We start from the raw sequence: 24,930 nt of genomic DNA on the forward strand, positions 1-24,930 counted from the left end.
TCCCCGGTTTGATACGAGTTTCCTATAGGTTGCACTCGCTCACGCTTTTGCGGGTTGCACCTTTGAAAAGTGTTAACTGCCGCATAAAACCAGGCTTCCCGCACAAAAGCCAGCGCGTTTTTCCAGCTAACCATTCGTTAACAATCCATTCATTTTCCGGGTTGCAGACCAGGTCACATTTAACACGGTTGCACAAAGTTGCAACATGGGGGATATTTCACGCTATCTACAGAACGCTATTACAGAACAACAGGAGCTTTGGCATGGGTATGACCACCATGGGGGTTAAGCTGGATGACGCAACCCGCGAACGGATTAAGACCGCAGCAACCCGCATTGACCGCACGCCGCACTGGTTAATTAAGCAGGCGATTTTTAACTATCTTGAAAGACTCGAGAGCGATGAGGGCCTGCCGGAGCTGCCTGCCCTGCTGGCCGGCGCGGCGAACGAAAGCGAGGAAGCGCCCGCCGCTGGCGACGAGAACCATCAGCCGTTCCTTGAATTTGCCGAGCAGATCCTGCCGCAGTCCGTCAGCCGTGCCGCCATTACCGGCGCCTACCGCCGTGCCGAAACCGACGCCGTGCCGATGCTGCTGGAGCAGGCTCGCCTGCCGGAAGCCATTGCCGCACAGGCGCACAGCCTGGCGTATCAGTTAGCCGACAAGCTGCGCAACCAGAAAACCGCCACCGGCCGCGCCGGGATGGTTCAGGGTCTGCTGCAGGAGTTTTCACTCTCGTCTCAGGAAGGCGTGGCGCTGATGTGCCTCGCGGAAGCGCTGCTGCGTATTCCGGATAAAGCCACCCGCGACGCGCTGATCCGCGACAAAATCAGCAACGGTAACTGGCATTCCCACATTGGCCGCAGCCCGTCGCTGTTCGTCAACGCGGCAACCTGGGGCCTGCTGTTTACCGGCAAACTGGTCTCCACCCATAACGAAGCCAACCTCTCCCGCTCCCTGAACCGCATCATCGGTAAGAGCGGCGAGCCGCTGATCCGCAAGGGCGTGGACATGGCGATGCGCCTGATGGGCGAGCAGTTCGTCACCGGGGAAACCATTGCCGAGGCGCTGGCGAACGCCCGCAAGCTGGAAGATAAAGGTTTCCGCTACTCCTACGACATGCTGGGCGAAGCGGCGCTGACCGCCGCCGACGCGCAGGCCTATATGGTCTCTTACCAGCAGGCGATCCACGCCATCGGTAAAGCGTCCAACGGTCGCGGTATTTATGAAGGCCCGGGCATCTCCATTAAGCTCTCTGCCCTGCACCCGCGCTACAGCCGCGCACAGTACGACCGGGTGATGGAAGAGCTCTACCCGCGCCTGAAATCCCTGACCCTGCTGGCGCGCCAGTATGACATCGGCATTAACATCGACGCCGAAGAGGCCGACCGTCTGGAGATCTCCCTCGATCTGCTGGAAAAACTGTGCTTCGAGCCGGAGCTGGCAGGCTGGAACGGCATCGGTTTCGTTATCCAGGCCTACCAGAAGCGCTGCCCGTTCGTCATTGATTACCTGATTGACCTGGCCAGCCGCAGCCGTCGTCGCCTGATGATCCGTCTGGTGAAAGGCGCCTACTGGGACAGCGAAATCAAACGCGCCCAGATGGACGGGCTGGAAGGCTATCCGGTGTATACCCGCAAGGTTTACACCGACGTCTCTTACCTCGCCTGCGCGAAAAAACTGCTCGGCGTGCCGAACCTGATCTATCCGCAGTTCGCGACCCACAACGCCCATACTCTGGCGGCAATCTACAGCCTGGCCGGGCAGAACTACTACCCGGGCCAGTACGAGTTCCAGTGCCTGCACGGCATGGGCGAACCGCTGTACGAGCAGGTCACCGGTAAAGTGGCGGACGGCAAGCTGAACCGCCCGTGCCGTATCTATGCTCCGGTGGGTACCCACGAAACTCTGCTGGCGTACCTGGTGCGTCGTCTGCTGGAAAACGGCGCGAACACCTCCTTCGTTAACCGCATCGCCGACACCACCCTGCCGCTGGACGAGCTGGTGGCCGACCCGGTACAGGCCGTTGAGAAGATAGCGGCGCAGGAAGGCCAGATTGGCCTGCCGCATCCGAAGATTGCCCTGCCGCGCGAGCTGTACGGCAAAGGCCGCGTCAACTCGGCGGGTCTGGATCTCGCCAACGAACACCGTCTGGCATCGCTCTCCTCTGCCCTGCTCAACAGCGCGCTGCAGAAGTGGCAGGCCAAACCGATTCTGGAGCAGCCCGCGGCTGACGGCGACATGCAGCCGGTCATTAACCCGGCAGAGCCAAAAGATATCGTCGGCTACGTGCGTGAAGCCACCGAAGCGGAAGTGGACCAGGCGCTGGACAGCGCGGTGAATAACGCCCCTATCTGGTTCGCCACCCCGCCGCAGGAGCGCGCCGCGATTCTGGAACGCGCCGCGGTGCTGATGGAAGATCAGATGCAGTCGCTCATCGGCATTCTGGTGCGCGAGGCGGGTAAAACCTTCAGCAACGCCATTGCCGAAGTGCGCGAGGCCGTCGATTTCCTGCACTACTACGCCGGTCAGGTGCGCGATGATTTCGATAACGAAACCCACCGTCCGCTGGGTCCGGTTGTCTGTATCAGCCCGTGGAACTTCCCGCTGGCGATCTTCACCGGCCAGATTGCCGCCGCGCTGGCCGCAGGCAACAGCGTGCTGGCAAAACCGGCAGAGCAGACCCCGCTGATTGCCGCGCAGGGTATCAACATTCTTCTGGAAGCCGGCGTGCCTGTGGGCGTGGTTCAGCTGCTGCCGGGCCGCGGTGAAACAGTCGGCGCCAAACTGACCTCCGATAACCGCGTGCGCGGCGTGATGTTTACCGGTTCAACCGAAGTGGCGTCCCTGCTGCAGCGCAACATTGCCACCCGTCTGGATGCGCAAGGTCGCCCTACGCCGCTCATCGCGGAAACCGGCGGGATGAACGCCATGATCGTTGACTCCTCTGCCCTTACCGAACAGGTGGTGGTCGACGTGCTGGCCTCCGCCTTCGACAGCGCCGGTCAGCGCTGCTCCGCCCTGCGCGTGCTGTGCCTGCAGGACGACGTGGCGGACCACACCCTGAAAATGCTGCGCGGCGCGATGGCCGAATGCCGCATGGGCAACCCGGGCCGTCTCACCACCGATATCGGGCCGGTGATCGACGCGGAAGCCAAAGCCAACATCGAAAACCACATTCAGACCATGCGCGCGAAAGGCCGTCCGGTATTCCAGGCGGTGCGCGAGAACAGCGAAGATACCCGCGAATGGCGGACCGGCACCTTTGTGCCGCCAACGCTGATTGAGCTGGCAAGCTTCGACGAGCTGAAAAAAGAGGTCTTCGGCCCGGTGCTGCACGTGGTGCGCTACAACCGTAACAACCTGAACGAGCTGGTTGAGCAGATCAACGCCTCCGGCTATGGCCTGACGCTCGGCGTGCATACCCGTATCGACGAGACTATCGCGCAGGTGACCGGCAGCGCCAAAGTGGGCAACCTGTACGTCAACCGCAACATGGTCGGCGCGGTCGTGGGCGTACAGCCGTTTGGCGGCGAAGGGCTCTCCGGCACCGGTCCGAAAGCGGGCGGTCCGCTTTACCTGTACCGTCTGCTGGCGAACCGTCCGGAGAACGCCCTGGGCGTCACCCTGGCGCGCCAGGATGCGGACTATGCGGTGGATGCGCAGCTGAAAGCCGTGCTGACGCAGCCGCTGGAGGCGCTGATCGCCTGGGCGGAAAAACGTCCTGAACTGCGTGCCGTCGCCCGGCAGTACGGCGAGCTGGCCCAGGCGGGCACGCAGCGTCTGCTGCCGGGGCCAACCGGCGAGCGCAACACCTGGACGCTGATGCCGCGCGAGCGCGTGCTGTGCGTGGCCGATAACGAGCAGGACGCGCTGGTGCAGCTGGCCGCCGCGATGGCAACCGGCTGTGAAGTGCTGTGGCCGGAAGATGCGCTGCATCGCGATCTCGCCAAACAGCTGCCGAAAGCGGTCTCGTCCCGCATTCGCTTTGCGAAGGCCGATGCGCTGCTGACGCAGCCGTTTGATGCCGTAATTTACCACGGTGATTCCGACCAGCTGCGCGAACTCTGCGAGCAGGTGGCGGCCCGCAGCGGGGCGATTGTTTCGGTACAGGGCTTCGCCCGCGGTGAAACCAACCTGCTGCTGGAGCGTCTGTACGTGGAGCACTCGCTCAGCGTCAACACGGCGGCGGCAGGCGGTAACGCCAGCCTGATGACAATCGGCTAACGCTGTGCTAATAAGGCTCCGGAGACGGAGCCTTATTTTTTTGGGGAGAATATGAAACGATATCTTATCGCCAGTGCAGCGCTGCTGCTGAGCGCCAGCGCCCTGGCCGACGAGTGCGACAAAGCGACCACCCAGCTTGAGCTGAATACCTGTAGCGCGCAGCAGTACCAGGCTGCCGATAAAAAGCTCAACCAGACCTATCAGGCCGCCATCAAACGCGCGGCAGCCCCCCAGCGCGACCTGCTGAAAAAAGCGCAGCAGGCGTGGATTACCCTGCGCGACGCGGACTGCGCGTTTATCGGTTCGGGGACGGAAGGCGGGAGCGTCCAGCCAATGATTGTTAACCAGTGCCTGGCGGAAAAAACCGTGGAGCGCGAAGCGTTTCTGGCCTCGCTGATGCAGTGTGAAGAGGGCGACTTAAGCTGCCCTCTCCCGCCGGGCTGAGGGATCCCTACGAAATAATGCCTGCACGGACGGCCCCCTCTCCCTTGAGGGAGAGGGCTGGGGTGAGGGGGAACTAGCGCAGGCGGATCCCTTCGATAATCATCCGCTGCACGTTTTCCAGCGTGCTGTGGAAAAACGCCTCGTCCTGGAGCGTTTTACCGGTCACCGCCTCAACCTGGGCCGCAAAGTCAGCATAATGCTGGGTGGAGGCCCAAATCATAAAGATCAGATGATGCGGGTCGACCGGAGCCAGCTTTCCGCTGGCGACCCATCCGGCAATAATGGCCGACTTATCGTCCACCAGCTGTTTCAAATCCCCCGTCAGCTCCGCCTGCAACAGCGGCGCGCCCTGCAGCATCTCAAGACAAAATAGCCTTGATGCCTGCGGGTAATCGCGCGACACCTCCAGCTTCAGGCGAATGTACTCTTTGATCGCCACCAGCGGGGCCAGCTCTGCGCGAAACGCTTTCAGCGGCGCCAGCCAGATATCGAGGATCTGCTGCATCACCGCGATATAGAGCGCCTCTTTCGACGGGTAGTAGTAGAGCAGATTGGTTTTGGATACCCCGGACTGCTCCGCCACCTGCTCCAGGCGCGTGCCGTGAATACCAAACTGCGAAAAGGTCTCCAGCGCCGCGCTGAGGATCGCCTGTTTCTTAGCGCTCACCGCCTGCGAACGTTTACCTGGTGTTTTCACTGCGCCTTGTGCCATTCCCGCTCTCCTTATTCTGCGTTGCCCTCAGCATAGCAAAACCCCCGTCTCGCCACGATATCCTGCACTCCGATCGCGCATGAATGCCTGTTTTCTGTGCAATGTTTTTGACCAATTAGTCCACATTTAGCTGCATCAATCCACCAACTTCTGGTTAACACATTAATAACACTGCCATTTTCAAAACTGGCACTGCCTTTGCAAAAACACCGTTACACCTGCGACGTAATGAAGAGAGGTTCGTGATGAAAATTGGCGTATTTGTACCCATCGGCAACAACGGCTGGCTTATCTCGACCACTGCACCGCAATACATGCCGACCTTTGAGCTGAATAAAGCCATCGTGCAGAAGGCGGAGCACTACCATTTCGACTTTGCGCTTTCGATGATCAAGCTGCGCGGCTTTGGCGGCAAAACCGAATTCTGGGATCACAACCTGGAGTCCTTTACCCTGATGGCCGGGCTGGCCGCGGTAACGTCCCGCATTCAGATCTACGCCACCGCCGCCACCCTCACCCTCCCCCCGGCGATCGTGGCGCGCATGGCCTCTACCATAGACTCCATCTCCGGCGGGCGCTTTGGCGTTAACCTGGTCACCGGCTGGCAGAAACCCGAATACGAGCAGATGGGGCTCTGGCCGGGTGACGACTACTTCTCTCGTCGCTACGACTACCTGACCGAATACGTGCAGGTCCTGCGCGACCTGTGGGGCACCGGCAAAAGCGATTTCAAGGGTGACTTCTTCACCATGAACGACTGCCGCGTCAGCCCGCAGCCGTCGGTGCCGATGAAGGTGATTTGCGCCGGGCAGAGCGACGCGGGGATGGAATTTTCCGCCAAATACGCCGACTTTAACTTCTGCTTCGGCAAAGGCGTGAACACGCCTGCCGCCTTCGCCCCGACCGCCGCGCGGATGAAAGAGGCCGCCGACAAGACCGGACGCGACGTGGGCTCCTACGTGCTGTTCATGGTGATTGCCGACGAAACCGACGACGCCGCGCGCGCCAAATGGGAACGGTATAAAGCCGGGGCCGACGAAGAAGCACTGAGCTGGCTCACCGAGCAGAGCCAGAAGGATACCCGCTCCGGCGCGGATACCAACGTTCGCCAGATGGCCGACCCGACCTCTGCGGTCAATATCAACATGGGCACCCTGGTCGGCTCTTATGCCAGCGTCGCCAGAATGCTTGACGAAGTGGCGGCCGTGCCCGGGGCGGAAGGCGTCCTGCTAACCTTCGATGATTTCCTCACCGGCGTGGAAACCTTCGGCGAGCGCATCCAGCCGCTGATGCAGTGCCGCGCCCACATCCCTGCCGTCACGAAGGAGGTGGCGTAATGACCACTCTTAACGCACGCCCGGAAGCCATTACCTTTGCGCCACAGCAGAGCGCGCTGATCGTGGTGGACATGCAAAACGCCTACGCCAGCCAGGGCGGCTATCTGGATCTGGCGGGGTTCGACGTCTCCACCACCCAGCCGGTGATCGCGAACATCAAAACCGCCGTCGCCGCCGCGCGCGCCGCGGGCATGCTCATCATCTGGTTCCAGAACGGCTGGGATGACCAGTACGTTGAGGCCGGCGGCCCCGGCTCGCCCAATTTCCATAAGTCGAACGCCCTGAAAACCATGCGTAAGCGGCCCGAACTGCAGGGCAAGCTGCTGGCGAAAGGCGGCTGGGACTATCAGCTGGTGGATGAGCTGGTACCGCAGGCGGGCGACATCGTCCTGCCCAAACCGCGCTACAGCGGCTTTTTCAACACCCCGCTCGACAGCCTGCTGCGCAGCCGGGGCATTCGCCATCTGGTGTTCACCGGCATCGCCACCAACGTTTGCGTGGAGTCGACCCTGCGCGACGGCTTTTTCCTCGAGTATTTTGGCGTGGTGCTGGAGGACGCGACCCATCAGGCCGGGCCGGAATTCGCCCAGAAAGCGGCCCTGTTCAATATCGAAACCTTTTTTGGCTGGGTCAGTAACGTCAATGATTTCTGCGACGCCCTGAATCCCCCGCTCGCCCGTATCGCCTGAGGAGACACCTGATGCCAAAATCCGTGATTATTCCGCCGGGCACCAGCACGCCCATCGCCCCGTTTGTTCCCGGCACCCTCGCCGACGGCGTGGTGTATGTCTCCGGCACGCTGCCTTTTGATAAAGACAACAACGTGGTGTTTATCAACGACCCAAAGGCGCAAACCCGCCACGTGCTGGAGACGATCAAAACCGTGATCGAAACGGCGGGTGGCACGATGGAGGATGTGACCTTCAACAGCATCTTTATCACCGACTGGAAAAACTACGCCGCGATTAATGAGATCTACGCCGAGTTCTTCCCCGGCGATAAACCGGCCCGGTTCTGCATTCAGTGTGGGCTGGTGAAGCCTGAGGCGCTGGTTGAAATCGCCACCGTTGCGCACATCGCGAAGTGAGGCAGGTATGAAACTCTCCGTCTCGCCGCCCCCGTTTGAGGGCGCGCCCGTGGTGGTCTTTATTTCCGGTCTCGGCGGCAGCGGCAGCTACTGGCTGCCCCAGCTGGCCGCGCTGGAGCCGGAGTATCAGGTGGTGTGCTATGACCAGCGGGGAACGGGCAATAACCCTGACACCCTGCCGGAAGGGTACAGCCTTGCGCAGATGGCGGACGAACTGGCCCAGGCGCTGGCTGATGCCGGGATTGCCCGCTACAGCGTCGTGGGTCACGCGCTGGGGGCGCTGGTCGGCCTGCAGCTGGCCCTCGACAGGCCCGACGCCCTCACCGCGCTGGTATGCGTCAACGGCTGGTTGACCCTCAACGCCCACACCCGCCGCTGCTTTCAGATCCGCGAGCGCCTGCTGCATTACGGCGGCGCGCAGGCGTGGGTCGAGGCGCAGCCGCTGTTTCTCTACCCGGCGGACTGGATGGCCGCCCGCGCGCCCCGCCTGGAGGCAGAAGAGGCGCTGGCGCTGGCCCATTTCCAGGGTAAAACCAACCTGCTGCACAGGCTCAGCGCCCTGAAAAAGGCCGACTTCAGCCGCCATGCCGCGCGCATTCGCTGTCCGGTACAGATTATCTGTTCCGCCGACGACATGCTGGTGCCCTCCGTCTGCTCGTCGGAACTGCAGGCCGCGATCCCGCACAGCCGCAGCGCGGTGATGCGCCAGGGCGGGCACGCCTGCAACGTCACCGAGCCGGATACCTTTAACACCCTGCTGCTGAACGGGCTTGCCAGCCTGCTGCACAGCCCGGAACCCGCTTTATAAGGAGCTTTAATGAGCGAAGCCATTACGCCCGCCGCGCTGGAAACGCTGTTCACCGGCGCCCGCACCCACAACGGCTGGCAGGATCTGCCGGTCAGCGACGAAACGCTGCGCGAAATTTATGACCTGATGAAATGGGGGCCAACGTCCGCCAACTGCTCCCCGGCGCGGATTGTGTTTGTGCGAAGCGCAGAAGGGAAAGAGAAGCTGCGTCCGACGCTCTCCAGCGGCAACCTCGAGAAAACGCTCACCGCCCCGGTCACGGCCATTGTCGCCTGGGACAGTGAGTTCTACGAGCGCCTGCCCGAGCTGTTCCCGCACGGCGATGCGAAGAGCTGGTTTACCACCAGCCCCGCGCATGCGGAAGAGACCGCCTTTCGCAACAGCTCAATGCAGGCCGCCTACCTGATTTTCGCCTGTCGCGCCCTGGGGCTGGATACCGGCCCGATGTCGGGCTTTGACCGCCAAAAGGTCGACGAGGCCTTTTTCACCGGCACCACGCTTAAAAGCAATCTGCTGATCAACATTGGCTACGGCGATACCCGCAAACTTTACGGGCGCCTGCCGCGTCTGGACTTCGACGATGCCTGCGGGCTGGCGTAAGGAGCGATTATGACGACACCGGATAAACAAACCTTCCGCGACGCCATGGCCTGCGTTGGCGCGGCGGTCAATATCATCACCACCGACGGCCCTGCGGGGCTGGCAGGCTTCACCGCCAGCGCGGTGTGCAGCGTCACGGATTCACCGCCCACCCTGCTGGTGTGCCTGAACCGCGGCGCGTCCGTCTGGCCTACGTTTAGCGAAAACCGCACCCTTTGCGTGAATACCCTGAGCGCCGGACAGGAACCGCTTTCAAACCTCTTTGGTGGGAAAACGCCGATGGCGGAACGCTTTGCCGCCGCCCGCTGGCAGACGGGCGACACGGGCTGCCCGCGCCTGGAGGATGCGCTGGCCTCGTTTGACTGCCGCATCAGCCAGGTGGTGAGCGTCGGCACCCACGACATTCTGTTTTGCGACATTGTATCGATTATCCGCCACCCCGCGCCGCAAGGGCTGGTGTGGTTTGACCGCGGCTACCACGCGCTTATGCGCCCCGCCTGTTAACCCGCTCTAAGGAGACAGACCATGTTCGGATTTCCCCACTGGCAGTTGAAATCGACCTCCACAGACGCAGGCGTGGTCGCGCCGGATGAACGCCTCCCGCTCGGGCAGACGATGGTGATGGGCGTTCAGCACGCGGTCGCCATGTTTGGCGCCACGGTGCTGATGCCAATGCTGATGGGATTGGATCCCAACCTCTCCATTCTGATGTCGGGTATCGGCACGCTGCTGTTCTTTTTCGTCACCGGCGGGCGCGTGCCCAGCTATCTCGGATCCAGCGCCGCCTTTGTCGGAGTGGTCATCGCCACCACCGGGTTTAACGGCCAGGGGATCAACCCCAACCTGAGCGTGGCCCTCGGCGGCATCATCGCCTGCGGTCTGGTGTACACCCTGATTGGTCTGGTGGTGATGAAAATCGGCACGCGCTGGATAGAGCGAATGATGCCCCCGGTCGTGACGGGCGCCGTGGTGATGGCGATTGGCCTGAACCTCGCCCCGATTGCGGTCAGGAGCGTCTCCGCCTCGCCGTTTGAAAGCTGGATGGCTGTGATCACCGTGCTGTGCATCGGCCTGGTGGCGGTGTTCACGCGGGGCATGATCCAGCGGCTGCTGATCCTGGTTGGGCTGATTGTCGCCTGTCTGGTCTACGCCCTGCTGGCCAACGTTTTCGGTCTGGGCAAGCCGGTTGATTTTACCCTGCTGCATCAGGCCGCCTGGTTCGGCCTGCCGAAGGTGACCTCGCCCACCTTTAACACCCAGGCGATGATGCTTATCGCACCGGTGGCGGTGATCCTGGTGGCAGAGAACTTAGGCCACCTGAAAGCCGTGGCGGGGATGACCGGGCGCAGCATGGATCCGTACATGGGCCGCGCGTTCGTCGGTGACGGGCTGGCGACCATGCTCTCCGGTTCCGTGGGCGGCAGCGGCGTGACCACCTATGCCGAAAACATCGGCGTGATGGCGGTGACCAAAGTTTACTCCACGCTGGTCTTCGTGGCGGCGGCGGTGATGGCGATGCTGCTCGGATTCTCACCGAAGTTCGGCGCGCTGATCCACACCATTCCGTCACCGGTCATAGGCGGGGCATCGATTGTGGTGTTTGGGCTGATCGCCGTGGCCGGCGCGCGCATCTGGGTGCAGCATCGGGTCGATCTCAGCCAGAACGGCAACCTGATTATGGTGGCGGTCACGCTGGTGCTGGGCGCGGGCGATTTTGCCCTGACGCTGGGCGGGTTTACGATTGGCGGGATTGGTACGGCGACCTTCGGCGCGATCCTGCTTAACGCCCTGCTGAGCCGCCGAATGGCCGCCGCGCCGCAGGGCACCGTGGTGCATCAGGATTCCTGAAATCTCCAGGTCGGGTGACCCGACCTGGATGTTCCTTAAGAACGCCAGGATGTAAAGCTATCACTCTTGCTCAAACAGCCGTTCGATAGATTTTGTAGGGAAGAACAAAGAATGGCTGTTTTCACCTGTCAGAGGGATAAACCCCTGCTTCAGGTAAAATTGTTTGGCCTGCTCGTTAAGGGCATCAACAAATATTCCGTGTACCCCCACAGCCTGTGATGCCAGGTAGACAACGCGCATAGCATGCGCAACGAGCGTTGTGCCCCACTCGTTTCCCTGTAGTGTTTTATCTACAGCCAGACGTCCCAGCGTCACGCTGGGTACGTTGATATAAGGGATCCGGCGCTGCTGCGTCTTAGAAGGAAGCATCGCTCTTTCAAAGCAGCTTCCCGATAACGTGTAATAACCCAGGACGCGCGGACGATCGCGCTCTTTAAGCAGGTAGGCTCGTAAAATACGCCCATTGTGCTGACGTACCAGGTGTTCTGCAAGGAAGGCATTTAGCGAGGGTTCTCCACAATCAAAATCCTCGAAGTCGTAATCGGTTCCCTCAGATAACATTTCGATCGTGAGATTTGCCACGACGCTTCACTCCATGTTTCGAAGACGTTTTGCTGCTCGTTTCAAGCGTTCGATTGGCTCAGGCGGATTGTCAATGGCATCCATCACCGCATTCCATGATGCTTCATTTAATACGAGTCGACGGTGCTGCTCAATGACCTCTGCAGCACGCTCTGACGCACTGTTCACCATAAACTGGGTGATGGTCTGGTTCGTCATCGCCGCCGCTTCTTCAATCATTGTTTTGTCTTCGTCCGTTAAGCGAAGATCGATACGCTGTTTTTTAAGTGCTGGCATGGTTTATTTCACCGTGTACGGTATTTATCCGTACACATCGTAGATAAGCTCGTTCATTTTTTCAATCTAAACCTTCTTTTGCCGTCAAATCCCTGACCTCACTCCGACGCTTTCTGAGCTTTAACTCGCTCACCAGCACCCCGGCGACAATAAATGCCGCGCCCACCAGCGCCAGCAGCGGCAGACGCTCACCTGCAATGCGTCCGAAAATCCCCGCCCAGACCGGTTCTCCGGTATAAATCACCGTCGCGCGGGTTGGCGATACGCTGCGCTGCGCCCAGTTCATGGTGACCTGAATAATGGCGCTGAAGATACCCAGCCCCAGTGCAACCACCACCAGACCGGTGGACATCGGCGGTACGGACTCGCCTGCCGGCACCATCGTCGCAAACGCCACCAGCGACGCGGTGGCAAGCTGTACCACCGTCACCCGCTTGACGTCGACCTTGCCCGCCCAGGCGCTAATCAGAATAATTTCCGCCGCGATGGCAATCGCCCCAATCAGGGTGATGATTTCGCCCGGCCCCAGCGCCAGCAGGTTATTTTCCGGCCCGGCCAGCAGGATCAGGCCGATAAACGCCAGCACGATGCCAATGCAGGACATCAGACCCGGAATTCTGCCGAGACAGAGCCACTGTAAAAGCGGCACCAGCGGTACATACATGGCGGTGATAAACGCGGATTTGCTGCTGGAAATGGTCTGCAATCCCCACGTCTGCAGGCTGTAGCCCATCGCTATCGCCACCCCTATCGCCACGCCGGCCTTAAGCTCTGTAAGCGTCAGCCCCCGCAACGTTTTAAGCGAAATCAACCCTACGGCAAGCGCCGCCGTCGCGAAGCGCAGGCCAACAAAAAAGAACGGATCGCTGAGGGTCACCGCGTACTGAACGGCCAGAAACGTCCCGCCCCAGAACATGGTGATGAGAATGAGGATGGCTTCCTGCGGTTTTATGGAGAATTTGAAGCGTGAGACAGACATGCGGCACTCGCGGTTAAGATCAATTCCCTAGTGTGCGTTGCCTTTGGTTACAGTTCAATGTTGCAGAAATAAAAAAACCGCCGGGAGATCCCGGCGGCAGGGTTCAACCCGGCGTGTTACTTACTGCTGCTGCCGTGGCTGTTTTTGCCCCCTTTCTTGCCAGCTTCAGATGCGCGTTGCGGGTCATTCTTGAAGTTGCCCCCGCTATGCTGGCCACCTTTACGGCCTGCTTCTGATGCTCTTTCACGGTCTTCTGCGAAATTACCTGAACCACCACGATGGTTTGCCATCTCTAACCTCCAGAATGTGAAACATTAGACATCATATTGCATTCAGTAAAAGAGGAATCTTTCACCTCGCAACACAAGGACAGTGCCTTTATCTGTGCCGCGTGAAACTAAGCTTAGTGGAATGCCGCTATCCGGCAAGCCGCAGGTAATATTCTGCAACATGAACTCAGCCTTTCGGGTGAGATGACGCGACGGGGATGCATAAGCCTTTCTTATCATTTCAAAAATCCGCCGCCTAAAAGTTGTTTCATTTTGCTACAACGCCTTTTTGTAACCATATTGTTATAAATCAAAGAAATGCCGTTCATTTTTGCAGTCTGGCTGTGATGGCATATCTTTAAAAGAACGCAGCGATCCGCTGTAAGAAAAACCAACGAGGAGTGATGCAAAATGGCAAAAGTTCTGGTGCTCTATTATTCCATGTATGGACACATTGAAACCATGGCTCACGCGGTAGCAGAAGGTGCAAACAGGGTTGATGGCGTTGAGGTTGTGGTTAAACGCGTACCGGAAACCATGCAGGCGGAAGCCTTCCTGAAAGCCGGGGGGAAAACACAAAACGCCCCGGTCGCCACCCCGCAGGAGCTGGCGGAGTATGATGCCATTATCTTCGGCACCCCGACCCGCTTCGGCAATATGTCAGGCCAGATGCGCACCTTCCTCGATCAAACCGGCGGACTTTGGGCATCCGGGGCGCTCTACGGCAAACTCGCCAGCGTATTCAGCTCTACCGGCACCGGCGGCGGTCAGGAGCAGACGATTACCTCAACCTGGACTACCCTTGCTCATCACGGGATGGTGATTGTGCCGATTGGCTACGGCGCGCAGGAGCTGTTTGACGTTTCCCAGGTGCGTGGCGGTACGCCGTACGGCGCAACCACCATTGCCGGTGGGGATGGCTCACGTCAGCCAAGCAATGAAGAACTGTCTATCGCCCGCTATCAGGGTGAATATGTCGCGGGTCTGGCCAAAAAACTGAACGGCTAACACCCAACAGGAGGACAAGCATGCCAACTCAAGAATCCAAAGCTCACCACGTGGGCGAATGGGCAAGTTTACGCAACACCTCTCCGGAGATTGCCGAAGCTATCTTTGAAGTCGCGAAGTACGATGAAAAGCTAGCCGAGCAGATTTGGGAGGAAGGTAACGATGAGGTGCTGGTACGCGCCTTCGAAAAAACGGATAAAGACTCGCTCTTCTGGGGCGAGCAAACCATCGAACGTAAAAACGTCTAAGCGTTTCCCCCCGCCGCAGCGGGGGGTTCTCCTTTACTTCGCCGCGTTATTCATAACCGCATTGAATTTATCGACAGGACAGAAGCCGTTCGCATCCACCGGGCAGCCTTTCAGCTCCAGCGTCACGCGCTGCGCAGGCGACTGCAGCGACAGCACGCTGGCGTTACGCAGCTGCTCTGAACTCTGGTAAACATACTCAATTTTCATCAGCTCCTGATTGGCATTTTTGTCATGCCAGCGCTGGAAGACAATTTTGCCGCCAATCGGGGTACGTTCCTGCTGGTCGTGCAGCTGATACGGTTTGAAATCCAGCGCGGTGAGCAGGGAAGCAATGTTCGAGTCATGCCCCACCAGCAGGGTGATTTTCGGCGCTTTCGCCTGTTCGGTGACCAGGGTTTTATCGATATATTTCACCAGCGGTTTCGCCACGTTTTGCGCCACCTCGGTAGAGGTAAACAGCGAGTCCTGATAGCCGTTCTTCAGCTTCGACAGCACGCGCCACTGCTGGTCAGTTTTGATTTCGCCCCAGGCCACCTGGTCGGCCGGGAAGCCTTCGTAATACTGCAGCGTGAACGCGTCCACCAGCGAGTTACCCACCTTCAGCGGCCCTGATACGCCAGGCTCTTTTTCATAGTCGGCGCTGAAGGTATCTTTCGCGTCTGCCAGCGAGCAGACCTTTTTCTCCTTGCAGGACGGGGAATCCGCGTAGTTCGTCAGCTGCTCCAGCAGCTTATAGCTTTCGGTAAGCTGCATTTTCTGCCGCTCGGACTCCATCGCCTTGAGCGCTTTTTCGCGGAATTCAGGCGAGTTATCGGTAATCACCGGATTGAAGGTCGGATCCATGGTGCCCATTTTTTCCTGATGGTGCACGGGAACGTCGCAGCCCGGGAACGCGCCGGTGATAAAGAACTGCGCGGTGGCGACGGTGCGCTGCAGGCTGTTGGCATAAGCATAAACGCTATCCGCCGCTGGACATTCTCCCGTCTTCACCATCCCCTGCTGCGCCAGCCACTCGCGCATGTAATGGCCCATATAGACTTCCAGCACGCCACCCTTGGTAGTGAGCTGACCGCCCGGCACCTCCCACTCCGGCCACTGCTTCGGCGTGGACTGCTCCAGCACGCTGCCGTTATTGGCGAGCGGCGCGCGCAGGTTGTGACGGCTCATGATTAAAACTTGCTCCAGCTGATACCCTTCCGGCGTCTCTTGCGCCTGCACGCCAAACGTTGCTGAAATGGAACCGGCGACTGCCAGCGCGAGTAGTGCTTTTCTCATCCCTAATTCCTCACTCGTTTTAAAATGTCGCGCTCAGTGTGACAGATTGGTGACAATTTTCCGGGAAGCATTTCTCAAACTGATGATTAACGTGCTTACGGTGTATGCCAATTAGTTTTATAATAAAACCACCCCCTACCGGAGAATTGACCGTGAAACGTACCCGCCTCGAAGAGAGCACCTGCCCCGTCGCCCGTTCGCTGGATATCATCGGCGACTGGTGGTCGCTGCTGATCGTGCGCGACGCGCTGCGCGGGATTAAACGCTTCGGCGAGTTCCAGAAAAGCCTCGGTATCGCAAAAAACATGCTGACCACGCGGCTGAAGCTGCTGGTTGATGAAGGGATCCTCCGGCTTCAGCCCGCGTCCGACGGCAGCGCCTGGCAGGAGTACGTCCTGACCGAGAAAGGGCGCGCCCTGCAAACGGTGCTGGTTGCGCTGTCCCAGTGGGGCAATGAATTTTTGTTTGCTGAAAACGAATGCGGCACCGTGCTGGTCGATGCCGAACAGCGCAAACCCCTGCGCAAGCTGGCGCTTATCGCCGACGATGGGCGCGAACTGACGTCTGAAGAGATCGTGACTAAACTCCCCTCCTGATCGTTCCCGACGGCAAAAGCACAAAATGATCGCCAATATGGTTGCATTATAAAACTAAATAGCCGAAAGTTAATTCAGTTTCATCTTGAAACCAAATAACCCACTTTGCCTTGAGGTAATACACGATGACTACGCAAATCACCACCGCCCTGATTACGGGTGCCTCTTCCGGGATCGGTGCCGTCTATGCCGATCGTCTTGCCGCGCGCGGTGCCAACCTGGTGCTGGTTGCCCGCCGCGAGGATCGTCTGAAAACCCTCGCTGCAGACCTGCGCGCGCGCTATGGCGTAGCCGTCGATATTCTGGTCGCCGATCTTACCGATGAAGCCGGGATCCGCGCCGTGGAAGAGGCGCTGCGCAGCAATACCGCTATTGATACGCTCATTAACAACGCGGGCACCGCCCAGATGGCACCGTTCCTCGCGGGCGAGGTGGCGCAGCATCAGGCCATTAACACCCTGAACACCACGGCGCTGATGCGTCTGACCTACGCCATCCTGCCCCGCCTGGCGCAGAACAATCGCGGCACGCTGATCAATATCGCCTCGGTGTTAGCGCTGCACGTTCGCGCCGGAAGCGCCCTCTACAGCGCCACCAAGGCGTGGGTACTGAGCTTTACCCGTGGGTTACAGGAAGAGTTTGCCGACAGCAGCGTGCGCATTCAGGCCGTGCTGCCCGCCGCCACGGCGACCGAAATCTGGAGCCATTCGGGCGTCACGGTGAACGATCTGCCGGAAGGTTCGGTGATGACCACCAACGATATGGTGGATGCGTCGCTGGCGGGTCTGGATCAGGGTGAACCGATCACCATCCCGCCGATGCACGACGTCGGCCTGTGGGATCGCTACGAAGCGGCGCGACTTGAGCTGTTCAACAGCGCGCGCACCGGCATTCCGGCACCGCGCTACGTGAAACAGTAGCCTAACGCTCAAGCTGGTCGCCGTACTCGCTCATCCAGGCGGCCAGCGGGGAGAGTGCGTCCTGCAGGGTTAGCCCCAGCCCGGTGATCTGATACTCCACGCGCGGCGGGATCTCCGGGTAGACCGTCCGCGTCACCAGCCCGCGCTGCTCAAACAGGCGCAGCTGCTTCGTCAGCTCTTTCTGCGTGATGGGGGCAGCGGCACGCAGCAGATCGCCAAAGCGTACGGGCGTGTTGAAGACAATCAGGCGGTAGAGAATCGGGATCGCCCACTTACCGGATATCAGGTTGACAAACTGCGTCATCGGGCAGGTATACGCCTCAGATTTTTTTTCGCAGCACACCTCCAGCCTTTCTGCCATAGCACACCTCTTGCCTCGTTAGTATCCATTTGGTACCTGGTTTCCTTTCGATACTAACGTTTCTATAGTGCTTTCTCCAGTGACATTTCAGGAGAAGAACATGGGTCGTTTAACAAATAAATATACGCTGATTACCGGCGGCACCAGCGGCATCGGCCTCGCCACCGCGCAGGCGTTTATCGCCGAAGGCGCGCACGTCGCCGTGACCGGACGCAACCCGGAAACGCTCGCCGAAGCAGAACGTATTCTTGGCGATAAGGCCTGGGTGATCCCAACCGATGCGGGCGATATCGCGTCGCAAAAAGCGCTGGCGGACACCCTCGCCGCCCGCTGGCCGCGCCTTGACGCGGTTTTTCTCAACGCGGGCGACGTGACGCACGCGCCGCTGGAAGCCTGGCAGGAGGATGCCTGGGACCGCCTGATGGGCATCAACCTGAAGGGACCGTTCTTTTTAATTCAGGCGCTGCTGCCGCTGCTGAATAACCCGTCGTCGGTGATCCTCTGCGGCTCCGTGAGCGCGCGCATCGGCCTGCCCACCAGCAGCGTGTATGCCGCGAGCAAGGCCGCCCTGCTGTCACTGGCGCGCACGCTCTCGGCGGAGCTGCTGCCGCGCGGGATCCGCGTTAACGGCCTGAGCCCCGGCCCGGTGGAAACCCCGGCGTTTACGAAGACGGGCCTAAGCGACGAGGCGCTTAACGCGATGATGGCAGAGGTCATCAAGCTGGTGCCGCTCGGCAGAATGGGCTCGACGACGGAGCTGGCAAAAGCCGCGCTCTATCTGGCGTCCGACGAGTCGAGCTACACGGTGGGAACGGAGCTGCTGGTGGACGGCGGAATGGGGAGTTTATAACTCAAAAGGCGCTGATGCCGGTGACGATGCCGACATACAGCGCCGCCCATGCGCAGGCGGAAAGCAGGCTGACGGCGTAGACCTTGACTGCATTCAGCCTGAGCATCCCCGCCGCCAGCGGGACGATGTAGCGCAACACCGCCAGAAAGCGTGACGTAAACAGCACGATGACCCCGTTCTTTTGCAGCTGATGCTGGACCCGCAAGAACTTATCGGCATGCTTTGAGGTGAAACGCGTGACCAGCCGGGAGTGCCCCATCAGCTGGCCAATATGGTAGTTCAGCACCGAACCCGCCGCTGCTCCCATTACCACGGCGAGCCACGCCAGCACAGGATGCATACTCGTCTGGCTGACGGTAATGCCCGCCAGCAGCATCACAGAGGCGGGCGGCAGCACGGAGGAGATCAGCACCGTCGATTTACTCAGCGCCATCATAAATAACAGCGCGAAAAGATGTGCCGGATACAGCGCAAAATGATTCAGCAGATTATCAAGCCACACCATTTTCCTCTCCTCCGTTGATTATATAATCCTCCATTAGAAATGAATTACCTTAAATAAACCCTCAACGTTTTATTAATAAGATTCTCCTAAACCGTTCTTAAACATTATTTAATTTCCCGAGCGGCAATATCAAATAAGCGTATTATTTCTCACGTTTTACAACGATCTCGTTATGGCGAGGCTCCTGTACAAATACACGTTATCGCTCTGGTGGGTTCGAGAGAACCGGCACAGGGTAAAACAGGCACTGTCGAATCAAGGCTTTGTCAGTATAACTTCCCTCACGGGATACGGTGTACAGTGCTGAACCCAGGACGTGGGGATCTCCTCTTCGACATGCCCTGTCTTGCTCGCCCCTGAGAGATGTTATTATTCAAAGGGAATTCACTATGTCTTACGCTATTCACAACCAAAACCTGGCATTCAATGACAGCGCGATCGCGCAATATATGAATACCGATTTTATTGTCCTCGATATTTCATTATGCGTGGCGCTGGCGCGCGAGCAATTCTTCGAAAAATTAAAAGACGACGATATTCCGTCTCATATTTTTATTGAAGACAATGGCCGCCTGGCGGGCATGATTGCCGTGCGTAAATTGCTGCAGACCGCCGATACGGTACAGCCGGTGAAATCGCTGATGATTTCGCAGTTTTTGCAGGTCAAACCGGAGGATGAACGTGCCGACGTTGCCGGACTGCTGGCGCACGGCGGCGCGGACGTGGTGCCCGTGGTCACCCACGGCAAGCTCGTCGGCTGCCTGACCGAGCGCGAAATCGCCCATCTGCTGGAAGATGACGTCACCGAAGACGCACAGCTTCAGGGGGCGACGCTACCGCTGGAGAAGCCCTATCTGGACACCAGCCCGTACAGCCTGTGGAAGAAACGCTCCGTCTGGCTGCTGCTGCTGTTTGTCGCGGAGGCCTACACCAGCTCGGTGATCCAGCATTTTGAAGAGGCGCTGGAGTCCGCCATCGCGCTGGCGTTCTTCATTCCGCTGCTGATCGGCACGGGCGGCAACAGCGGCACGCAAATCACCTCCACGCTGGTGCGCGCCATGGCGCTGGGGGAAGTCCGTCTGCGCGACGTTGGCCGCGTGCTGCGTAAAGAGATGACCACCTCGCTGATGATTGCCGCCACGCTCGGTGTCGCCGGGTGCATTCGCGCATGGATGATGGGGATTGGGCTGGAAATCACGCTTATCGTCAGCCTGACGCTGGTGTGCATTACGCTGTGGAGCGCGATTGTGTCGTCCGTCATCCCGATGGTGCTCAAGCGCTGCGGCATTGACCCGGCGGTCGTCTCCGCGCCGTTTATCGCGACGCTTATCGACGGTACCGGGCTGATTATCTACTTTAAGATCGCGCAATATACGCTGGGGCTGGAGTGAGGTGATTTCTTGCCGGGTGGCGCTGCCGCTTACCCGGCCTACCCATCCTGTAGGCCCGTGCAAGCGCAGCGCCGCCGGGCAATACTCAGGCCGCACCAAGCGATCTCACCGCCAACCCAAACGCCTCAATCGCCAGGGCAACATCCTCAGCCATCACCGATTCCGCCGGATGGTGGCTGACGCCCCCCTTGCAGCGCACAAACAGCATGCCGACCGGCCAGCGTTCTGCCAGCGCGATGGTGTCATGCCCGGCACCGCTCGGCAGCGATAATGAGCGCCCCTGCACCGATTCAACGGCCTGCCCCAGCAGATCCTGCAAACGCGCATCGCACGGCGTGGCGGCGATACGGTAAAACTCCTCGGCGCTGAAGCTCAGCCCGCGACGAGCGGCAATGGCCTGCGCCTGCGCCAGCAGTTCCGCGAGCAGCGCGTCAAGCGGGCCATCCTGCGGGCCGCGAATATCCAGCGAGAGCGCAACCTCGCCCGGAATAACGTTGACCGCACCGGGCAGGCAGCGCAGTTCCCCGACCGTCGCCACGCGATGACCGCCCTGCTGTCGGGTGGTGTTTTCGATCAGCACCATCCATTCGGCGGCGGCGGCCAGGGCATCTTTACGATGAGCCATCGGCACGGTACCCGCGTGTCCGGCCTCGCCGGTGAAGCGGCAGTTGAGGCGGCGCGCGCCGTTAATGGCTTCCACCACGCCCAGCGCCAGACCTTCCTGCTCCAGACACGGCCCCTGTTCGATGTGCAGCTCAAGGCAGGCGCTGAAATCGCCCTGATGGCGCGCCGCCAGCGCCACGCGGGCGGGATCGAGCCCCGCCTGCACCATCGCCTGCGCCACGCTGATGCCGCTGGCATCGCAGGTCTCCAGCCAGCCCTGCGGCCAGGTGCCCGTAATCCCTCGGCTGCCTAGCAGGGTGATGCCAAAACGGGTCCCCTCTTCGTCGCCAAAGCCGACAATCTCGATCGCCTGCGCCAGATGCAGCCCCTGCTGATGCAGGCTGTCCACCACCTCAATGGCGGTGAGCACCCCGAGCATGCCGTCGTAGCGCCCGGCGTTGCGCACGGTGTCCAGATGCGAGCCGAGCAGCACCGCCTGCGCCCCCTCCTGCGCGCCCTCATAGCGTCCACAGATATTGCCCACGCTGTCCTGCCAGACGGTCATGCCCGCCTGGCGCATCCACTCGCCGACCAGCTGGTTGGCCTGAAGATGCTGCGCCGAAAGGTACACCCTCGTCAGCGCATCCGGGGTTTCGCTGATGGCGGCCAGCGCGTCGGCGCGCGCCATCACCCGTTCTGCCGCCGGGCTCATTGCGGTGTCTCGCGGCGATAGTGGTCCCACGCGGCCTGCATGGCGGCCCCCTGCGTGGTGGTGAATTTCAGGTAGTTCAGCACCGACTCCAGCGCGCTCAGGGTGGTCATCACGCAGTCCTTGCGCGCGTTGTAGCCCATGGTGCCAATGCGCCACACTTTGCCGTGCAGTGGGCCAAAGGAGGTGCCGATTTCAATCCCGAAATCCTCCAGCATCAGCTTGCGCACCTGGTCGCCGTTGACGCCCTGCGGGATAACCACGCCCAGCACGTTGTTCATCTTGTGCTTCAGGTCGCCGAAGGTCTCAAGCCCCATCGCCTGAATGCCCTTCAGCAGCGCATCGCCGTGCAGCTTATGACGCGCGATGCCGTTATCCAGACCTTCCTGCAGGATCAGCCGCGCGCACTCGCGGGCGCCAAACAGCGCGGTCGTGGCTTCGGTGTGGTGGTTCAGGCGCTCCGGCCCCCAGTAGTCCATCACCATGCCGAGATCGAAGTAGTTGGAGTAGATCATCTCCTCGTCGCCGTCGCGGTGGGCGTCGGTGCGTATGCCCTCCTCAACGCATTTGCGGCGGCGGATCGCCTCCTCCATGCGCGCGCTCAGGGTGATCGGAGACGTGCCCGACGGCCCGCCGAGGCACTTCTGCATCCCGGCCGAGACGGCATCCAGCCCCCAGGCGTCGGTTTCCAGCGCGTTACCGCCGAGCGACGCGGTGGCGTCGGTGTAAAACAGCACGTCGTAGCGGCGGCAGATGGCACCCAGCTCGGCGAGCGGCTGCAGCATGGTGGTGGAGGTGTCGCCCTGCACGGTCAGCAGCAGGCGCGGGCGAATACGCTTAATCGCATCCTCGACCTGGTCCGGGGTGAACACCTCGCCCCACGGCACCTCGATGGTATGCACCTCCGCGCGGCAGCGGCGGGCAATTTCGCACAGCAGATGACCAAAGCGGCCAAAGACCGGCACCAGCACCTTATCCCCTGGGCGAATGGCGGAGACCAGAATGGCTTCAATTCCCGCGCGGGAGGTGCCGTCCACCAGCATCGTCCAGCGGTTCTCGGTGCGGAACACACCGCGATAGAGCGCCATCACCTCGTTCATGTAGTGGGTCATGGCCGGATCGTACTGGCCGATCAGCTGGCTCGACATGGCGCGCAGCACGCGCGGGTCGGCGTTGATCGGGCCCGGCCCCATCAGCAGGCGCTGGGGCGGGTTGATTTGCGGAAAGCGTGCGATATCCATTGTTAAGTCCTTATCAGTTGAGGCCGCGCACGGAGGAGATGAACTGCTTCAGTTCCGTGGTCTGCGGGTTGGCGAACAGCGTTTTGCTGTCGCCCTGCTCCCAGACTTTCCCCTGGTGCATAAACACCACGCGGTCGCCCACTTCGCGGGCAAAATTCATTTCATGGGTAACCAGTATCAGCGTCATCCCCTCGGCCGCCAGCTGCTCCAGCACCTTGAGCACTTCACCCACCAGCTCCGGGTCGAGCGCGGAGGTGATCTCGTCACAGAGTAAAACTTTAGGCGACATGGCCAGCGCCCGGGCAATCGCCACGCGCTGCTGCTGGCCGCCGGAGAGGCTTGACGGGTAGTAATCCAGACGATCGCCTAAGCCCACTTTCTCCAGCATCTGCTGCGCCAGCGCCCGACATTCGGCGGCGCTTTTCTTCAGCACCCGACGCGGGGCGAGCATCACGTTTTCCAGCGCCGTCATGTGCGGGAACAGGTTGAAGCTCTGGAACACCATCCCGACCGAGCGGCTGATTTCACGCGCCTGAGAATCCCGGTCGGTAATGGTCATGCCGCCCAGCTTGATGCTGCCGTCTTGATAGCCTTCCAGCCCGTTGATGCAGCGCAGCAGCGTGCTTTTGCCCGACCCGCTGCGCCCGATAATGGAGATCACCTGGCCCATGTCGATATCCAGATCGACGCCCTTGAGCACGTGGTTATCGCCGTAGTACTTCTGCACCTGATTAATGGTGATGAGAGGCATTGAATTTCGTCTCCAGATAGCGGCTGTAGCGCGACAGCGGATAACACAGAATAAAGTAGCCGAGCGCCACCAGCGCAAAGACCTTAAACGGCTGATAGGTCACGTTGGTCAGCATGGTCCCGGCCTTGGTCAGCTCGATAAAGCCGATAATCGACGCCAGCGCGGTGCCCTTGATCACCTGCACGGCAAAGCCGACCGTCGGGGCGATGCCGATGCGCAGCGCCTGCGGGGCGACGACGCGAAACAGGGTCTGGCCGAAGGTCAGTCCCAGGCAGCGCGAGGCTTCCCACTGCCCTTTCGGCAGCGCGCGAATGCTGCCGTTCCAGATATCGAGCAGAAACGCGCTGGTGTAGAAGGTTAACGCCAGCGAGGCGGCGGTCCACGGCGAAACGTCGATGCCGAACAGCGCCACGCCGAAGAAGGCCAGGAACAGCTGCATCAGCAGCGGCGTGCCCTGAAACAGCTCAATATAGCCGCGGATGATGCGCTTCACCGCGCGCCCGCCGGTGAGGCGCAGCAGCAGGAGCGGCAGCGTCACCGCCGCCCCGCCGACAAACGCCACCAGCGACAGCAGCACCGTCCAGCGCCCGGCCAGCAGCAGGTTGCGAATAATGTCCCAGTCGGTAAAGGTGGTCATCATGCCTGCACCCCCAGCCATTTGCGTCCTGCCGCCATCATCAGCTGGCGCAGGGTAATCGACAGCGCTAAGTAAATCCCGGTTGTCACCAGATAGACCTCAAAGCTCAGAAACGTTCTGGACTGGATCAGGTTGGCGGCGAAGGTCAGCTCTTCATACGAGACCTGCGACACCACCGACGAGCCGAGCATCACGATAATGCACTGGCTCACCAGCGCCGGGTAGATGCGTTGCAGCGCGGGCGGCAGCACCACGCGAATAAAGGTCTGCAGGCGGGTCAGCCCCAGCACGCGTCCGGCTTCCCACTGCCCTTTCGGCGTGACCTGAATGCCCGCGCGGATAATCTCGGTGCTGTAGGCGCCCAGGTTCACCACCATGGCCAGCAGCGCCGCTTCCCCCGCCGTCATCTTCAGCCCGAGATTCGGCAGGCCGAAGACGATGAAAAACAGCTGCACCACAAACGGCGTGTTGCGGATGATTTCCACATACGCGCCCCAGATACGGCTGAACCAGGTGGTGCGTCCGCTGCGGATCGCCGCCCCGAAAATCCCTGTTGCCAGCCCGCCGACGGTCGCCATCACCGTCAGTTGAACGGTGACCCACAGCCCCGCCAGCAGCTCCGGCCAGTGCGGCCAGAGCGCGGAGAAATCAAGTTGCTCCGTCATCG

Annotated in this window: 28 protein-coding genes and 1 riboswitch; of the genes, 15 read left to right on the forward strand and 13 right to left on the reverse strand. The window is 60.3% G+C overall.

All coding sequences use genetic code 11. The annotated features are described in order from the left end of the window. Positions 1 to 263 precede the first annotated feature (263 nt). Together putA and NQ230_RS15035 are read left to right on the forward strand one after the other, a co-directional pair. Complete coding sequence (gene putA, locus NQ230_RS15030; RefSeq protein WP_257258085.1) at positions 264 to 4,226, forward strand: trifunctional transcriptional regulator/proline dehydrogenase/L-glutamate gamma-semialdehyde dehydrogenase; 3,963 nt, start codon at positions 264 to 266, stop codon at positions 4,224 to 4,226. 51 nt (positions 4,227 to 4,277) lie between these two features. After that, a complete protein-coding gene (locus NQ230_RS15035) occupies positions 4,278 to 4,670 on the forward strand; it encodes a lysozyme inhibitor LprI family protein (protein ID WP_257258086.1) in 393 nt (130 codons plus the stop codon). Positions 4,671 to 4,743: 73 nt separating this feature from the next. Here NQ230_RS15035 and rutR read toward each other — a convergent pair whose 3' ends face one another. Further along, a complete protein-coding gene (rutR, locus tag NQ230_RS15040; protein WP_023335217.1) occupies positions 4,744 to 5,382 on the reverse strand; it encodes an HTH-type transcriptional regulator RutR in 639 nt (212 codons plus the stop codon). Between the two features lie 245 nt (positions 5,383 to 5,627). Between rutR and rutA the strand changes: the two genes are divergently transcribed. Genes rutA through rutG form a run of 7 tightly spaced genes read left to right on the forward strand, consistent with a single transcriptional unit; the run spans position 5,628 to position 11,062 of the window. Beyond that, on the forward strand, positions 5,628 to 6,719 hold the full coding sequence (rutA, locus tag NQ230_RS15045; protein WP_219324027.1) for a pyrimidine utilization protein A: 1,092 nt from the start codon (positions 5,628 to 5,630) through the stop codon (positions 6,717 to 6,719). Continuing rightward, complete coding sequence (gene rutB / locus NQ230_RS15050; RefSeq protein ID WP_257258087.1) at positions 6,719 to 7,408, forward strand: pyrimidine utilization protein B; 690 nt, start codon at positions 6,719 to 6,721, stop codon at positions 7,406 to 7,408. The genes rutA and rutB overlap by 1 nt, the downstream gene beginning before the upstream one ends. Positions 7,409 to 7,419: 11 nt before the next feature. Continuing rightward, a complete protein-coding gene (gene rutC / locus NQ230_RS15055) occupies positions 7,420 to 7,806 on the forward strand; it encodes a pyrimidine utilization protein C (protein WP_010429508.1) in 387 nt (128 codons plus the stop codon). A gap of 7 nt (positions 7,807 to 7,813) precedes the next feature. Continuing rightward, positions 7,814 to 8,614: a pyrimidine utilization protein D gene (gene rutD, locus NQ230_RS15060; RefSeq protein WP_159513848.1), complete on the forward strand. Its 801-nt coding sequence runs from the start codon at positions 7,814 to 7,816 to the stop codon at positions 8,612 to 8,614. A 9-nt stretch (positions 8,615 to 8,623) separates the two neighbouring features. After that, a complete protein-coding gene (locus tag NQ230_RS15065; protein ID WP_257258088.1) occupies positions 8,624 to 9,214 on the forward strand; it encodes a malonic semialdehyde reductase in 591 nt (196 codons plus the stop codon). A 9-nt stretch (positions 9,215 to 9,223) separates the two neighbouring features. Continuing rightward, positions 9,224 to 9,718: an NADH-dependent FMN reductase RutF gene (gene rutF, locus NQ230_RS15070; protein WP_257258089.1), complete on the forward strand. Its 495-nt coding sequence runs from the start codon at positions 9,224 to 9,226 to the stop codon at positions 9,716 to 9,718. A gap of 21 nt (positions 9,719 to 9,739) precedes the next feature. Beyond that, entirely contained in the window at positions 9,740 to 11,062 is a 1,323-nt protein-coding gene (rutG, locus tag NQ230_RS15075) for a pyrimidine utilization transport protein G (RefSeq protein ID WP_193940031.1), read from the forward strand. 60 nt (positions 11,063 to 11,122) lie between these two features. On the opposite strand, the gene NQ230_RS15080 is transcribed toward rutG, so the two are convergent. From NQ230_RS15080 to NQ230_RS15095, 4 genes are all read right to left on the reverse strand, one after another. Further along, complete coding sequence (locus NQ230_RS15080; protein ID WP_183078940.1) at positions 11,123 to 11,623, reverse strand: GNAT family N-acetyltransferase; 501 nt, start codon at positions 11,621 to 11,623, stop codon at positions 11,123 to 11,125. A 27-nt stretch (positions 11,624 to 11,650) separates the two neighbouring features. Further along, positions 11,651 to 11,920 carry a type II toxin-antitoxin system TacA family antitoxin gene (locus NQ230_RS15085; protein ID WP_257258090.1) on the reverse strand — a complete coding sequence of 90 codons (270 nt, stop codon included), beginning with the start codon at positions 11,918 to 11,920 and terminating at the stop codon, positions 11,651 to 11,653. Between the two features lie 61 nt (positions 11,921 to 11,981). Beyond that, positions 11,982 to 12,899 (reverse strand): DMT family transporter, encoded by a 918-nt coding sequence (locus NQ230_RS15090; RefSeq protein WP_213821561.1) that lies wholly within the window; start codon positions 12,897 to 12,899, stop codon positions 11,982 to 11,984. A 116-nt stretch (positions 12,900 to 13,015) separates the two neighbouring features. Beyond that, positions 13,016 to 13,189 carry a con-10 family general stress protein gene (locus NQ230_RS15095; RefSeq protein WP_024909630.1) on the reverse strand — a complete coding sequence of 58 codons (174 nt, stop codon included), beginning with the start codon at positions 13,187 to 13,189 and terminating at the stop codon, positions 13,016 to 13,018. A 390-nt stretch (positions 13,190 to 13,579) separates the two neighbouring features. Between NQ230_RS15095 and wrbA the strand changes: the two genes are divergently transcribed. Both wrbA and NQ230_RS15105 read left to right on the forward strand, forming a co-directional pair. Next, positions 13,580 to 14,176, forward strand: a complete 597-nt coding sequence (wrbA, locus tag NQ230_RS15100) for an NAD(P)H:quinone oxidoreductase (RefSeq protein ID WP_121425840.1) — start codon at positions 13,580 to 13,582, stop codon at positions 14,174 to 14,176. A gap of 20 nt (positions 14,177 to 14,196) precedes the next feature. Then, entirely contained in the window at positions 14,197 to 14,424 is a 228-nt protein-coding gene (locus NQ230_RS15105) for a YccJ family protein (protein ID WP_008499832.1), read from the forward strand. A gap of 33 nt (positions 14,425 to 14,457) precedes the next feature. Here the strand turns inward: NQ230_RS15105 and agp are convergent, their stop codons facing one another. Continuing rightward, the gene (agp, locus tag NQ230_RS15110; RefSeq protein WP_257258091.1) at positions 14,458 to 15,699 is read right to left on the reverse strand and encodes a bifunctional glucose-1-phosphatase/inositol phosphatase; all 1,242 of its coding nucleotides are present in this window, start codon (positions 15,697 to 15,699) and stop codon (positions 14,458 to 14,460) included. Between the two features lie 152 nt (positions 15,700 to 15,851). On the opposite strand from agp, the gene NQ230_RS15115 reads away from it, so the two are divergent. Beyond that, complete coding sequence (locus NQ230_RS15115; RefSeq protein ID WP_257258092.1) at positions 15,852 to 16,295, forward strand: winged helix-turn-helix transcriptional regulator; 444 nt, start codon at positions 15,852 to 15,854, stop codon at positions 16,293 to 16,295. Positions 16,296 to 16,420: 125 nt separating this feature from the next. Next, the gene (locus NQ230_RS15120; protein ID WP_257258093.1) at positions 16,421 to 17,215 is read left to right on the forward strand and encodes an SDR family NAD(P)-dependent oxidoreductase; all 795 of its coding nucleotides are present in this window, start codon (positions 16,421 to 16,423) and stop codon (positions 17,213 to 17,215) included. A gap of 1 nt (position 17,216) precedes the next feature. On the opposite strand, the gene NQ230_RS15125 is transcribed toward NQ230_RS15120, so the two are convergent. After that, positions 17,217 to 17,576 (reverse strand): winged helix-turn-helix transcriptional regulator, encoded by a 360-nt coding sequence (locus NQ230_RS15125; RefSeq protein WP_202774956.1) that lies wholly within the window; start codon positions 17,574 to 17,576, stop codon positions 17,217 to 17,219. Between the two features lie 100 nt (positions 17,577 to 17,676). Here NQ230_RS15125 and NQ230_RS15130 point away from each other — a divergent pair, with 100 nt between their 5' ends. After that, on the forward strand, positions 17,677 to 18,426 hold the full coding sequence (locus tag NQ230_RS15130) for an SDR family oxidoreductase (protein ID WP_257258094.1): 750 nt from the start codon (positions 17,677 to 17,679) through the stop codon (positions 18,424 to 18,426). 1 nt (position 18,427) lies between these two features. Here the strand turns inward: NQ230_RS15130 and NQ230_RS15135 are convergent, their stop codons facing one another. Continuing rightward, positions 18,428 to 18,931, reverse strand: a complete 504-nt coding sequence (locus tag NQ230_RS15135; protein WP_121425834.1) for a DedA family protein — start codon at positions 18,929 to 18,931, stop codon at positions 18,428 to 18,430. Positions 18,932 to 19,090: 159 nt separating this feature from the next. Continuing rightward, positions 19,091 to 19,260: riboswitch (M-box (ykoK) riboswitch) on the forward strand. Positions 19,261 to 19,320: 60 nt separating this feature from the next. Here NQ230_RS15135 and NQ230_RS15140 point away from each other — a divergent pair. Beyond that, positions 19,321 to 20,322 (forward strand): magnesium transporter, encoded by a 1,002-nt coding sequence (locus NQ230_RS15140; RefSeq protein WP_023311069.1) that lies wholly within the window; start codon positions 19,321 to 19,323, stop codon positions 20,320 to 20,322. 85 nt (positions 20,323 to 20,407) lie between these two features. Here the strand turns inward: NQ230_RS15140 and hpxK are convergent, their stop codons facing one another. Genes hpxK through NQ230_RS15165 form a run of 5 tightly spaced genes read right to left on the reverse strand, consistent with a single transcriptional unit; the run spans position 20,408 to position 24,928 of the window. Then, entirely contained in the window at positions 20,408 to 21,637 is a 1,230-nt protein-coding gene (hpxK, locus tag NQ230_RS15145; protein WP_257258095.1) for an allantoate amidohydrolase, read from the reverse strand. Continuing rightward, positions 21,634 to 22,875 carry a pyridoxal-phosphate-dependent aminotransferase family protein gene (locus NQ230_RS15150; RefSeq protein ID WP_039261669.1) on the reverse strand — a complete coding sequence of 414 codons (1,242 nt, stop codon included), beginning with the start codon at positions 22,873 to 22,875 and terminating at the stop codon, positions 21,634 to 21,636. Before NQ230_RS15150 ends, hpxK begins: the two co-directional genes overlap by 4 nt. A gap of 13 nt (positions 22,876 to 22,888) precedes the next feature. Next, on the reverse strand, positions 22,889 to 23,626 hold the full coding sequence (locus tag NQ230_RS15155) for an amino acid ABC transporter ATP-binding protein (RefSeq protein WP_023327069.1): 738 nt from the start codon (positions 23,624 to 23,626) through the stop codon (positions 22,889 to 22,891). After that, positions 23,607 to 24,263 carry an amino acid ABC transporter permease gene (locus NQ230_RS15160; RefSeq protein ID WP_071789398.1) on the reverse strand — a complete coding sequence of 219 codons (657 nt, stop codon included), beginning with the start codon at positions 24,261 to 24,263 and terminating at the stop codon, positions 23,607 to 23,609. The genes NQ230_RS15155 and NQ230_RS15160 overlap by 20 nt, the downstream gene beginning before the upstream one ends. Further along, entirely contained in the window at positions 24,263 to 24,928 is a 666-nt protein-coding gene (locus NQ230_RS15165; RefSeq protein ID WP_032648997.1) for an amino acid ABC transporter permease, read from the reverse strand. The genes NQ230_RS15160 and NQ230_RS15165 overlap by 1 nt, the downstream gene beginning before the upstream one ends. Between the last annotated feature and the right edge of the window lie 2 nt (positions 24,929 to 24,930).

Origin of the sequence: Enterobacter asburiae (assembly GCF_024599655.1) — a bacterium.
GTDB classification, from domain to species: Bacteria; Pseudomonadota; Gammaproteobacteria; order Enterobacterales; family Enterobacteriaceae; genus Enterobacter; species Enterobacter asburiae_D.